The following is an 11,734-nucleotide window of genomic DNA, read 5'->3' as shown; positions in this document are numbered from 1 at the left end:
GTCGTTGCCGGTTCCGCCAATCAGGGTATCGATACCGGCGCCACCATCGAGGATGTTGTTGCCGGTGTTGCCGGTAATGGTGTTGTTGAGGGCGTTGCCGGTACCGTTGAGGTTATCGCCGCCCCACAATGTCAGATTCTCAAGATTGTTTCCTAAGGAGTAACTCAGAGAGGAGACCACCGAATCGATTTCAGTCAGAGATGTGCCGAGCTCGATGATAGTATCGCCCACGTTATCGACCACATAAGAGTCGTTGCCGGCGCCGCCGGACATGGTGTCGGCCCCGGCCCTGCCATCCAGAACGTTGGCCAGGGCGTTACCAATCAAAACATCGTCAAAGGCGGAACCGATGGCATTCTCGATTTGGGCGCCATAAGCAATCGTCAACGCAGAAGTGACAGCGGTCAGGTTGTTCAAATCGAGAAACGCTTTACCAATGGTGCTGAAGGCACCTGCGTTCAGGTTGATGCTAACCGACTGAAGCTGATTACTGCCGTCGATCGTGTCGTTACCACCCGCGTCCCAGATCGTCTCGAATACCGACTGATCTGGCGCCCATTTATAGACGTTATCTCCGGTCTGCCACAGATTGTTGGCGCCATACAGGCTCTGGATCGCAAGTATGTCCAGCAACATCGGTGTAGTGGGCTGATAGGAGTACGCGTCGTTGTAACTCATGACGGTGTAGAAGACATTGTCCTGTGCCGGGTCAAGCACCAGCGGATTTTTATCGCTTGCGGAGAACGGATGCTTCAGACCGAGTGCATGACCAATTTCATGGACAAAGGTCAGGTAGTCGAAGCTACCTTTGACGGGATTGGCATCGTCTGTCGACGGCCCGATCCATACGTCCCCACCCACCGGGCTGTCGTCGGGAAAGTAGGCCCAGGCAGCTGTTTTCGTATCCATCGACAAGTAACCGCCAAAGCGTAAGTCGCCGACGTTAAGAATCGTGTCGCTGGTTTGTGTGAATTTGATATCGGCTACGGCACTCCAGCCGTTCAGCGCGCTGACCACGGCATTTTGCTGGGCGGATGTCAGGGCGTACGCCGAGGTGTACTCGTTGTGAGGGCTATATCGGGTGGCGAAATACGAGGTGGTTTCCGAAATAAAACTATAACTGAGGTACGTTGACCCAAACGGGGACCAGTTGGAACCTAACCAATAACTGCCCGAAAGAAGGCTGTCGACGGCATTGTTGCCAGTCAGTGAAGAAGGAAAGCTAAAAGAATAAGTAGTGGGCGTAGGCATGCGAGTTTCCTGAGTGCGCTGCGGCCCTTCCTGGATGCGACCGCTACAAAAGTCCAATTTTGCACCAGAAACGATACGTTTGACATCATCTGGCCACTACTTTTCTGATTAGTGGCGTCAAATAACTGGCCTGGCGATCTGTATCGGCGAGTGGCGTAGAATCCTGAAGCCATCTTCACTGCCTTCCATCCAATACAGGCCAGCCATTTTCATGACCGTTCCCAGTTCCGTGCTGATCCGCGAAACCTTCCCCGTCGGCCCCCTCCAGTGCAACTGCACCATCATCGGCGATCCCATCACCAAAAAAGCCATCGTCGTCGACCCAGGAGGCAATCACGAGCTGATCCTCGCTCGTCTCGACGCGTTGGGCCTGAAAGTCGTCAGCATCATCCACACCCACGCGCACCTCGATCACTTCCTGGCTTCCGGTCAGTTGAAGGAAAAAACCGGCGCGACCCTGCACTTGCACAAAGAAGATCAATTCCTGTGGGACAACCTGGAGATGCAATGCCAGATGTTCGGCGTGCCTTACACGCCGGTGCCCTCGCCGGATCGTTGGCTGGCCGATGATGAAGAACTGGCCTGCGGCTGCGGCGTGGCGATTCACACGCCGGGGCATACGCCAGGTTCCATGAGCTTTTGGTTTTCAGAGGCTAAGCTGCTGATTGCCGGTGACACGTTGTTCAAGCGCGGGGTAGGGCGCACGGATTTGTGGGGTGGCGATCAGGCGACCATCGTGCGGTCGATCAAGCAGCGGCTGTATACCCTCGACGAGGAAGCCACCGTGGTAACTGGCCATGGTCCGGACACGCGTCTGGGCGATGAAATGCGCGAGAACCCTTTTGTGCGGGCTTGAATTGTAACCAGTGGAATTTTTACTCGCGCAAATGATCCAACGCCCGCAAAGGCCGATGCCTTGGTCCGTTGCACCTCAGAATGTAAAAAGTAGGAGCTCTTCATGTTCACCAAGCAGCGTTTGATTATTGTCGCAACTGCTGTGGCCTTGTTGTCTGGCTGCGCTTCACCCAATCCTTATGACAACCAAGGACAAGCTGACGGTGGCTCCCAAGGCGTGAGCAAAACCGCCAAGTACGGTGGCCTCGGCGCCCTTGCTGGTGCTTTGGCCGGTGCCGCGATCGATCACAATAACCGTGGCAAGGGCGCACTGATTGGTGCTGCCGTCGTGGGTGCATCCGCTGCGGGTTACGGCTACTACGCCGACCAGCAAGAGAAAAAACTGCGGGCCAGCATGGCCAATACCGGGGTTGAAGTGCAGCGCCAAGGTGATCAGATCAAGTTGATCATGCCGGGCAACATCACGTTCGCCACCGATTCGGCGAACATCGCCTCCAGCTTCTATCAGCCACTGAACAACCTGGCGGGCTCGCTCAAGGAGTTCAGCCAGAACCAGATCGAGATCGTCGGCTACACCGACAGCACCGGCGCCCGTCAGCACAACATGGACTTGTCCCAGCGTCGCGCCCAGAGCGTGGCGACTTACCTGACGTCCCAAGGTGTCAGCGGTACCAACCTGTCGGCACGCGGTGCCGGGCCGGATAACCCGATTGCCAGCAACGGCGACGTCAATGGCCGGGCGCAGAACCGCCGGGTCGAGGTCAACCTGAAGGCGATTCCGGGTCAGCAGTATCAGCAGCAGGGACAGCCTGTTCAGCAGTATCAGTAAAGCCCGGTTGTAAAAGAGCCGCCCGATCCTCAACCGATCGGGCGGTTTTTTTTGTGTCGTTTGTTCGGGCCTCTTCGCGAGCAAGCCCGCTCCCACATTTGGAATGCAATCCCCTGTGGGAGCGGGCTTGCTCGCGAAGGGGGCGGTGCAGACAACCCAACAATCAGCCACAAAAAAGCCCTCGGACAATCACTCATCCGAGGGCTTTTTGCGTAGCGCGAAACCTGATTACTTCTTCAGGCCGTAATGCTCATCGAGCATGCCCGGCGCGTTCGGGGCTTTTGGCGCGTAGTCGCGAGGCGGCTCCTGATTGCGCGGTGGCGTCAGGCGCTCCCGTGGCGCCACGGTAGCGTCGGCGTGCAGGGCGGCCAGCAAGCGTTGGCGAGTCTGCTCGTCCAGGGCCAGGCGATTGGCACCCTCGGCGAGATGATCCTGCACTTCCTGATAGCTCGCAGTCAGTTTTTTGACCAGCGAAGCAGTGCTGTTGAAGTGAGTAACCACCTCGTTCTGATAACTGTCGAAACGTTCCTGAATATCATCAAGCTGACGTTGTGTGCTGCTAGGAGCGGCATTTGGCACCAGGCGAGCGATCAGGAATCCAACGGCGACACCCACAACCAGGGCAAGAGTCGGCAACAACCAAACTAAGAGCGAGTGTTCCACGAGTCCTTCCTCTATAAACGGCTTTGCTTTACGTTAACGGCTCGAACCTGCGCTGTATACCGCGATTCACTCGCAATAGATTGGCACAGACAATTTGCTAGACGAGTCGACCCGATTCGAGGTCACGGAGTTCCTTCCTTGCTTATGCGCGAAACCCCTGTAGTGATTGATGGCCCCGTCGGTCAACTGGAAAGTTTGTACCTGGATAACGAGCAGCCGCGTGGCATTGCGCTGATTTGCCATCCGAACCCGGTGCAGGGCGGCACCATGCTCAATAAAGTGGTGTCGACCTTGCAACGCACCGCCCGCGATGCCGGTTTGGTTACCTTGCGTTTCAATTACCGTGGCGTCGGCGCCAGCGAAGGCAGCCACGATATGGGCACCGGCGAAGTCGATGACGCACAGGCAGCCGCCGAATGGCTGCGGGCCAAACACCCGGAATTGCCGCTGACCCTGTTCGGTTTTTCCTTCGGCGGTTTTGTCGCCGCCAGTCTCGGTGGACGCCTGGAAGCGCAGGGCGAACAGCTGAAACATTTGTTCATGGTCGCGCCCGCGGTGATGCGCCTCGGCGATCAGGATCAACTGCCGCAACACGGCGAGCTGACCCTGATCCAGCCTGAAACCGACGAAGTCATCGATCCGCAGCTCGTCTACGACTGGTCCGACAAACTCGATCGCCCCCATGAGCTGCTGAAAGTGGCAGAATGCGGACACTTTTTTCATGGCAAGCTGACCGATCTCAAGGATCTGATCCTGCCGCGTCTTTCGAATTGATTGCAGTCTGACAAGCGATTACCCATGACGACTCGTACCCGTATCCTCACCGGCATCACCACCACCGGCACGCCGCACCTGGGCAACTACGCCGGCGCCATCCGCCCGGCGATCCTGGCCAGCCGTGACAGCAATGCCGATTCGTTCTACTTCCTGGCCGACTACCACGCCCTGATCAAATGCGATGACCCGCTGCGCATCCAGCGCTCGCGTCTGGAAATCGCCGCGACCTGGCTGGCCGGTGGCCTCGACGTAGATCGCGTGACCTTCTATCGCCAGTCCGACATCCCGGAAATCCCTGAGCTGACCTGGCTGCTGACCTGCGTCGCCGCCAAGGGCTTGCTCAACCGCGCCCACGCCTACAAGGCCTCGGTGGACAAGAACGTTGAAACCGGTGAAGACCCGGATGCCGGCATCACCATGGGCTTGTACAGCTACCCGGTGCTGATGGCCGCAGACATCCTGATGTTCAACGCGCACAAAGTGCCGGTCGGTCGTGACCAGATCCAGCACGTGGAAATGGCCCGGGACATCGGTCAGCGTTTCAACCACCTGTTCGGTCAGGGCAAAGAATTCTTCACCATGCCGGAAGCATTGATCGAAGAAAGCGTCGCCACGCTGCCAGGCCTCGACGGTCGCAAGATGTCGAAGAGCTACGACAACACCATTCCGTTGTTCAGCAGCGCCAAGGAAATGAAAGACGCGATTTCGCGGATCGTCACCGACTCCCGCGCGCCGGGCGAGGCAAAAGATCCAGACAATTCGCACCTGTTCACCTTGTTCCAGGCCTTCGCCACCCCGGCGCAGTCCGACGAATTCCGCAGTGAACTGCTGCAAGGTCTGGGCTGGGGCGAGGCGAAGAATCGTCTGTTCCAATTGCTCGACAGCGAGCTGGGCGAGTCCCGTGAGCGCTATCACCAGTTGATCGAACGTCCGGCGGACCTGGAAGACATGCTGCAGATCGGCGCGAAAAAAGCCCGTTCGGTGGCCACGCCGTTCCTTCACGAACTGCGCGAAGCGGTCGGCCTGCGTTCTTTCGTCGCCCAGACCCAAGTCGCTGCGACGACCAAGAAGAAAGCTGCGAAAGCCGCGCGTTTCGTCAGCTTCCGCGAAGATGACGGCAGTTTCCGCTTCCGTCTGCTGGCGGCCGATGGCGAGCAACTGCTGCTGTCGCGCAACTTCGCCGACGGCAAAACCGCCGGCCAGGTGACCAAGCAACTGCAAGCGGGCCAGCCTCTGGACGTGCGCAGCGAAGACCTGAGCTTCAGCGTCTGGCTGGAAGGCCAGTGCGTCGGCGACAGCCCGACCTTCGCTGACAGCGCCGCTCGCGACGTCGCCATCGACGCCCTGCGCGTTGCGTTGACGCCGGTTCAGGAATAAATCAGCGGCTCGACCCGACCAAGGGCCGATTGCCATTCCCACGGGCCGTCGCTACAGTGACGGCCCGTTTTTGTTGCCTTGCTAACGAATTATGACGCCCCTAGAACGATATCAAGCTGATCTGAAACGCCCGGAATTCTTCCATGACGCTGCCCAGGAAACTGCGGTGCGTCATTTGCAGCGCCTGTACGACGATCTGGTCGCGGCCTCGCAGAGCAAGCCGGGCCTGTTCGACAAACTGTTTGGCAAAAAAGACCAGGCGCCGGTCAAGGGCCTGTACTTCTGGGGCGGCGTGGGTCGCGGCAAGACCTACCTGGTCGACACTTTCTTCGAGGCCCTGCCGTTCAAGGAAAAGGTCCGCACTCACTTCCACCGCTTCATGAAGCGCGTGCACGAAGAGATGAAGACCCTCGGTGGCGAGAAAAACCCGCTGACCATCATCGCCAAGCGCTTCTCCGACGAAGCCCGGGTGATCTGTTTCGATGAATTCTTCGTCTCCGATATCACCGACGCGATGATCCTCGGCACGTTGATGGAAGAGCTGTTCAAGAATGGCGTGACCCTGGTCGCGACTTCGAACATCGTGCCGGACGGCCTGTACAAGGACGGCCTGCAACGTGCGCGCTTCCTGCCGGCCATTGCGCTGATCAAGCAGAACACCGACATCGTCAACGTCGATAGCGGCGTCGATTATCGTCTGCGTCACCTTGAACAAGCCGAACTGTTCCATTTCCCGCTCGACGACGCATCCCACGAAAGCCTGCGCAAAAGCTTCCGTGCCCTGACGCCGGAATGCACGGCTGCCACCGAAAACGACGTGCTGATGATCGAAAACCGCGAAATCCGTGCCTTGCGCACTTGTGATGACGTGGCCTGGTTCGACTTCCGCGAATTGTGCGACGGCCCGCGCAGCCAGAACGACTACATCGAACTGGGCAAGATCTTCCACGCCGTGTTGCTCAGCGGTGTCGAGCAGATGAGCGTCACCACCGACGACATCGCCCGACGCTTTATCAACATGGTCGACGAGTTCTACGACCGTAACGTGAAGCTGATCATTTCTGCCGAAGTCGAGCTCAAAGACCTCTATACCGGCGGTCGCTTGAACTTCGAGTTCCAGCGTACCCTCAGCCGTCTGCTGGAAATGCAATCCCACGAATTCCTGTCCCGGGCGCATAAGCCGTAAGACGATTCGGAAATGAAAAAGGGCCTGCAAATGCAGGCCCTTTTTTTATGCTGAATCCCACTGTGTATGGCTCGCCTCAAACCCTGTGGGAGCGGGCTTGCTCGCGAAAGCGGTATATCAGTCGACATCAATGTTGAATGTCAGTTTGCATTCGCGAGCAAGCCCGCTCCCACATTTTTGATTTGTGGAGGTTCTGACGGTCTACGCAGCCTGCTGAAACTGCTGCCGATATTGGTTCGGCGACAATTCGGTGTGCTGGCGGAACAGTCGCGCAAAGAAGCTCGCATCGTCGTAGCCGACCTCATAACTGATGGTCTTGATGCTCTTGCGGCTGCCGGACAGCAAGCCCTTGGCGGTCTCGATGCGCAGGCGTTGCAGGTAATGCAGCGGTTTGTCGCCGGTGGCAGTCTGGAAGCGGCGCATGAAGTTGCGAATGCTCATGCCGTGTTCGCGGGCCACGTCTTCGAAGCGAAACTTGTCGGCGAAGTGTTCTTCGAGCCAGTGCTGGATCTGCAGGATGATCACGTCCTGGTGCAGCTTCTGGCCACCGAAGCCGATCCGCCCCGGCGCGTAGCTGCGCTGCACTTCGTAGAGAATGTCCCGGGCCACGGCCTGGGCCACGTTGGCGCCGCAGAAGCGCTCTATCAGGTAGATGTAGAGGTCACACGCCGAGGTCGTACCGCCGGCGCAATACAGGTTGTCAGCGTCGGTCAGGTGCTTGTCCTGATTGAGTTGAACCTGCGGGTAGCGCTCGGCAAACGCGTTGAAGAAGCGCCAGTAAGTGGTCGCTTCTTTGCCATTGAGCAGCCCGGCTTCCGCCAGCCAGAACACCCCGGTGGCTTCGCCGCACAGGACTGCACCGCGCGCGTGTTGCTCGCGCAGCCACGGCAGCACCTGTGGATAACGTTTGCACAGTGTTTCGAAATCGTCCCAGAAGGCCGGGAGGATGATGATGTCAGCGTTTTCCAGGCCACCGTCCACCGGCATGATCACGTCGCTGAAGCTGTTCACCGATTTGCCGTCGGGACTGACCAGCCGGGTTTCGAACGCCGGTGTCAGGCCGTGGCCCAGTTGTTTGCCGTAGCGCAGGCTGGCCAGGTGGAAGAAATCCTTGGCTTGCATGAGGGTGGAAGCGAAAACCCGGTCGATAGCCAGGATGCTGACGCGCCGCAAGGGCGTGGAGACTTGGTTAGACATAATTCAACTTTATTCTTATAGGGGAAAGTGGTCACCAGACGGCTGGATCGTCTTATTTTTTGTCTGATGTGTCCAGTGTCCTGTATCGGAAGTGAGGCTTAGTCTCTGAAGGTCAACTCCTTCCAACAATAACGACAGGTGCCGCATGATTCCCAGAACCTTGTTCAGTTCCGAGCACGAACTTTTTCGCGACAGCGTGCGAACGTTCCTCGAAAAAGAGGCGGTGCCGTTCCATGGGCAATGGGAAAAACAGGGCTACATCGACCGCAAACTCTGGAACAAGGCAGGGGAGGCGGGGATGCTTTGTTCGCACCTGCCGGAGGAATACGGCGGGCTCGGGGCGGACTTTCTCTACAGTACTGTCGTGATCGAAGAGGTCGGCCGTCTCGGCCTGACCGGGATCGGTTTTTCGCTGCATTCGGACATCGTCGCGCCGTACATCCTGCATTACGGCAGCGAAGCGCTGAAGCACAAATATTTGCCGAAATTGGTATCTGGCGAGATGGTCACGGCGATTGCCATGACTGAGCCGGGCGCCGGTTCCGACCTGCAAGGGGTGAAAACCACCGCGGTGCTGGACGGCGACGAATACGTGATCAACGGTTCGAAAACCTTCATCACCAACGGCTTTCTCGCGGACCTGGTGATCGTCGTCGCCAAGACCGATCCGAAGGCCGGCGCCAAGGGCACGAGCCTGTTTCTGGTGGAAGCCAATACGCCAGGCTTCGCCAAAGGCAAGCGCCTGGAAAAAGTCGGCATGAAGGCCCAGGACACGTCGGAATTGTTCTTCCAGGACGTACGCGTGCCGAAGGAAAACCTGTTGGGGCAGGCCGGGATGGGCTTCGCTTACCTGATGCAGGAATTGCCGCAGGAGCGTCTCACCGTGGCTGTCGGCGGACTGGCGTCGGCCGAAGCGGCGTTGCAATGGACGCTGGAGTACACCCGAGAGCGCAAGGCGTTTGGCAAGGCGATTGCGGATTTCCAGAACACCCGCTTCAAGTTGGCGGAAATGGCGACTGAAATTCAGATTGGCCGGGTGTTCGTCGATAAATGCCTGGAGCTGCACCTGCAAGGCAAGCTCGACGTGCCGACGGCGGCGATGGCGAAATACTGGGGCACTGACCTGCAATGCAAGGTGCTCGACGAATGCGTGCAGTTGCATGGCGGTTACGGATTCATGTGGGAATACCCGGTGGCCCGGGCGTGGGCGGATGCGCGGGTGCAGCGGATCTATGCGGGCACCAACGAGATCATGAAAGAGATTATTGCGCGGTCGTTGTGATGCGACGGTGACCAATAGATCGCCTTCGCGAGCTGGCTCGCTCCCACAGGTTGGGTGATCCCGTGTGGGCGCGAGCCTGCTCGCGAATGGATCTAGAAATCAATCAAGGCGCCGGATTCGGGTGATCCTTGTGAATCGCCTCGATCCCTTCCAACACTTCATCGGAAAGTTTCAGCTCGAAACTCGCAATGTTGCTGTCCAGTTGCTCCAGCGTCGTCGCCCCGATGATGTTGCTGGTCACGAACGGTTGTTGCGTCACGAATGCCAACGCCATTTGCGCCGGGTCCAGGCCGTGTTCACGCGCCAGTGCGACATAACGGCTGCAGGCGGCTTCCGACTGCGCGTTGAAATAGCGGCTGAAGCGGCTGTAGAGGCTCAGGCGACCCTTTGGCGGACGCGCGCCACCTTCGTACTTGCCCGACAGGAAACCGAACGCCAGGGGCGAATAGGCTAGCAGCCCGCATTGTTCGCGAATGGCGATTTCCGCCAGGCCGACTTCAAAGCTGCGGTTGAGCAGGTTGTAGGGGTTCTGGATCGACACGGCACGCGGCCAGCCGCGGGCTTCGGCCAGGGCGAGGAAACGCATGGTGCCCCACGGGGTTTCGTTGGACAGGCCGATGTGGCGAATCTTGCCGGCCTTGACCTGTTCGTCCAGCGCTTCGAGAGTGTCTTCCAGCGGCGTCAGGTTGGCTTCGATCTTGTGCTTGTAGCCCAGTTGACCGAAGAAATTGGTGCTGCGTTCTGGCCAGTGCAACTGATAGAGATCGATGTAGTCGGTCTGCAAGCGCTTGAGGCTGGCGTCCACGGCTTCGGTGATGTGCTGGCGGTTATGGCGCAGGTTTTTGTCGCGGATGTAATCGATGGTGTTGCCGGGACCGGCGATCTTGCTCGCCAGGATCCAGTCGGCACGATCGCCGCGACTCTTGAAGTAATTGCCGATGTAGCGCTCGGTGGTGGCGTAGGTTTCGGCCTTGGGTGGCACCGGGTACATTTCGGCGGTGTCGATGAAATTGATCCCGGCGCTTTTGGCCCGTTCAATCTGGGCGAAGGCTTCAGCCTCGCTGTTTTGCTCGCCCCAGGTCATGGTTCCGAGACAGATTGCACTCACGTTCAGATTGGTTCGGCCTAGCTGGCGATAGTCCATCGGGTGCTCCTTGGGCAAAACAATCATAAAAGCAGGTTGAAATATTTTTCGCAATCTGCATAATTGCGCACCTCTTTCTGCAGTGGAAGTGATGCGCCGCCGCCGAAGAATCTTGCCGTTGAACGGACGCGCCGACCCGAGCCCCCGAAAGCGTCTGTATCCGGCTGCCTTTGACTTGTCAAAGTACGCACTATTCAGTAAGATCCGCCGTCTAATTTACAGGGCGGCCCCTGAGGCTATAAAGAATGAAAACTTTTACTGCTAAACCGGAAACAGTACAGCGCGACTGGTTTGTCGTCGACGCTGCAGGTCAGACCCTGGGTCGTCTGGCCACCGAAATCGCGAGCCGTCTGCGTGGCAAGCATAAAGCTGAGTACACTCCTCACGTTGACACCGGCGACTACATCGTCGTTATCAATGCCGAGCAGATTCGTGTAACTGGTGCTAAAACCACCGACAAGATCTACTACTCCCACTCCGGTTTCCCGGGCGGCATCAAGTCGATCAACTTCGAAAAGCTGATCGCTAAAGCCCCTGAGCGCGTGATCGAGACTGCGGTCAAAGGCATGCTGCCTAAGAACCCGCTGGGTCGCGACATGTATCGTAAGCTGAAAGTCTATGCGGGCGCTGTACACCCTCATACTGCTCAGCAGCCCCAAGAACTGAAGTTTTAACGGAATAGTTCATTATGTCGGCGACTCAAAATTACGGCACTGGCCGTCGCAAGACCGCAACCGCACGCGTTTTCCTGCGTCCGGGTACTGGTAACATCTCGATCAACAACCGCACCCTGGAAAATTTCTTCGGCCGCGAAACTGCCCGCATGGTAGTTCGTCAGCCGCTGGAACTGACCGAGACAGTTGAAAAGTTCGACATCTACGTCACCGTTATCGGTGGTGGTGTAAGTGGTCAAGCTGGCGCAATCCGCCACGGTATCACTCGCGCTCTGATGCAGTACGACGAAACCCTGCGTGGCGCTCTGCGCAAAGCTGGCTTCGTTACTCGCGATGCTCGTGAAGTTGAACGTAAGAAAGTTGGTCTGCGTAAAGCGCGTAAGCGTCCGCAGTACTCGAAGCGTTAATTCGCTTCCACGTTCAAAAGAACGCCCAGTCTCCTCACGGAGCTGGGCGTTTTTTTATGCGTGCGATTTCTTAAAGAATTGCGCTGTGACAA

General features: G+C 57.9%; 12 protein-coding genes. 8 read left to right on the top strand and 4 right to left on the bottom strand.

Translation table 11 applies throughout. The features are described from left to right. Positions 1 to 1,251, bottom strand: a 1,251-nt coding sequence (locus ACWIKB_RS17815) for a M10 family metallopeptidase C-terminal domain-containing protein (protein WP_475268481.1), incomplete at its 3' end; no start/stop codon positions are given. A 211-nt stretch (positions 1,252 to 1,462) separates the two neighbouring features. Here ACWIKB_RS17815 and ACWIKB_RS17810 point away from each other — a divergent pair. Together ACWIKB_RS17810 and ACWIKB_RS17805 are read left to right on the top strand one after the other, a co-directional pair. Next, complete coding sequence (locus tag ACWIKB_RS17810; RefSeq protein WP_475268479.1) at positions 1,463 to 2,107, top strand: MBL fold metallo-hydrolase; 645 nt, start codon at positions 1,463 to 1,465, stop codon at positions 2,105 to 2,107. A gap of 102 nt (positions 2,108 to 2,209) precedes the next feature. Further along, positions 2,210 to 2,935, top strand: a complete 726-nt coding sequence (locus tag ACWIKB_RS17805; RefSeq protein ID WP_475268477.1) for a YiaD family glycine zipper/OmpA-like lipoprotein — start codon at positions 2,210 to 2,212, stop codon at positions 2,933 to 2,935. 228 nt (positions 2,936 to 3,163) lie between these two features. Here the strand turns inward: ACWIKB_RS17805 and ACWIKB_RS17800 are convergent, their stop codons facing one another. Next, entirely contained in the window at positions 3,164 to 3,598 is a 435-nt protein-coding gene (locus ACWIKB_RS17800; RefSeq protein WP_163912023.1) for a Z-ring associated ZapG family protein, read from the bottom strand. 144 nt (positions 3,599 to 3,742) lie between these two features. Here ACWIKB_RS17800 and ACWIKB_RS17795 point away from each other — a divergent pair, with 144 nt between their 5' ends. The 3 genes from ACWIKB_RS17795 (at position 3,743) to zapE (ending at position 6,938) form a co-directional block, all read left to right on the top strand. Continuing rightward, complete coding sequence (locus ACWIKB_RS17795) at positions 3,743 to 4,372, top strand: alpha/beta hydrolase (RefSeq protein WP_475268474.1); 630 nt, start codon at positions 3,743 to 3,745, stop codon at positions 4,370 to 4,372. Positions 4,373 to 4,396: 24 nt separating this feature from the next. After that, entirely contained in the window at positions 4,397 to 5,752 is a 1,356-nt protein-coding gene (locus ACWIKB_RS17790; RefSeq protein WP_475268472.1) for a tryptophan--tRNA ligase, read from the top strand. A 91-nt stretch (positions 5,753 to 5,843) separates the two neighbouring features. Next, positions 5,844 to 6,938 (top strand): cell division protein ZapE, encoded by a 1,095-nt coding sequence (zapE, locus tag ACWIKB_RS17785; protein ID WP_475268471.1) that lies wholly within the window; start codon positions 5,844 to 5,846, stop codon positions 6,936 to 6,938. A 201-nt stretch (positions 6,939 to 7,139) separates the two neighbouring features. Here the strand turns inward: zapE and ACWIKB_RS17780 are convergent, their stop codons facing one another. Beyond that, positions 7,140 to 8,036: a GlxA family transcriptional regulator gene (locus ACWIKB_RS17780; RefSeq protein WP_475268628.1), complete on the bottom strand. Its 897-nt coding sequence runs from the start codon at positions 8,034 to 8,036 to the stop codon at positions 7,140 to 7,142. Positions 8,037 to 8,280: 244 nt separating this feature from the next. On the opposite strand from ACWIKB_RS17780, the gene ACWIKB_RS17775 reads away from it, so the two are divergent. Beyond that, the gene (locus ACWIKB_RS17775) at positions 8,281 to 9,417 is read left to right on the top strand and encodes an acyl-CoA dehydrogenase family protein (protein WP_475268469.1); all 1,137 of its coding nucleotides are present in this window, start codon (positions 8,281 to 8,283) and stop codon (positions 9,415 to 9,417) included. Positions 9,418 to 9,520: 103 nt separating this feature from the next. Here the strand turns inward: ACWIKB_RS17775 and ACWIKB_RS17770 are convergent, their stop codons facing one another. Beyond that, positions 9,521 to 10,561 carry an NADP(H)-dependent aldo-keto reductase gene (locus tag ACWIKB_RS17770; protein WP_222588387.1) on the bottom strand — a complete coding sequence of 347 codons (1,041 nt, stop codon included), beginning with the start codon at positions 10,559 to 10,561 and terminating at the stop codon, positions 9,521 to 9,523. Between the two features lie 245 nt (positions 10,562 to 10,806). Here ACWIKB_RS17770 and rplM point away from each other — a divergent pair, with 245 nt between their 5' ends. Together rplM and rpsI are read left to right on the top strand one after the other, a co-directional pair. Next, positions 10,807 to 11,235: a 50S ribosomal protein L13 gene (gene rplM, locus ACWIKB_RS17765; RefSeq protein ID WP_007905295.1), complete on the top strand. Its 429-nt coding sequence runs from the start codon at positions 10,807 to 10,809 to the stop codon at positions 11,233 to 11,235. Positions 11,236 to 11,249: 14 nt separating this feature from the next. Further along, complete coding sequence (rpsI, locus tag ACWIKB_RS17760) at positions 11,250 to 11,642, top strand: 30S ribosomal protein S9 (protein WP_003216038.1); 393 nt, start codon at positions 11,250 to 11,252, stop codon at positions 11,640 to 11,642. The last annotated feature ends 92 nt before the right edge of the window (positions 11,643 to 11,734 follow it).

This window comes from Pseudomonas sp. 5Vm1k, assembly GCF_056161485.1.
Note: the sequence above shows the minus strand (reverse complement) of the source record. Positions and strands in the feature narration are given on the sequence as shown.

Excerpts from the sequence above, each read along its gene's own strand:
- ACWIKB_RS17775 (WP_475268469.1), top strand. The coding sequence starts at position 8,281 with ATGATTCCCAGAACCTTGTTCAGTTCCGAGCACGAACTTTTTCGCGAC.
- rpsI (WP_003216038.1), top strand. The coding sequence starts at position 11,250 with ATGTCGGCGACTCAAAATTACGGCACTGGCCGTCGCAAGACCGCAACC.
- ACWIKB_RS17805 (WP_475268477.1), top strand. The coding sequence starts at position 2,210 with ATGTTCACCAAGCAGCGTTTGATTATTGTCGCAACTGCTGTGGCCTTG.
- ACWIKB_RS17810 (WP_475268479.1), top strand. The coding sequence starts at position 1,463 with ATGACCGTTCCCAGTTCCGTGCTGATCCGCGAAACCTTCCCCGTCGGC.
- ACWIKB_RS17770 (WP_222588387.1), bottom strand. The coding sequence starts at position 10,561 with ATGGACTATCGCCAGCTAGGCCGAACCAATCTGAACGTGAGTGCAATC.
- rplM (WP_007905295.1), top strand. The coding sequence starts at position 10,807 with ATGAAAACTTTTACTGCTAAACCGGAAACAGTACAGCGCGACTGGTTT.
- zapE (WP_475268471.1), top strand. The coding sequence starts at position 5,844 with ATGACGCCCCTAGAACGATATCAAGCTGATCTGAAACGCCCGGAATTC.
- ACWIKB_RS17795 (WP_475268474.1), top strand. The coding sequence starts at position 3,743 with ATGCGCGAAACCCCTGTAGTGATTGATGGCCCCGTCGGTCAACTGGAA.
- ACWIKB_RS17790 (WP_475268472.1), top strand. The coding sequence starts at position 4,397 with ATGACGACTCGTACCCGTATCCTCACCGGCATCACCACCACCGGCACG.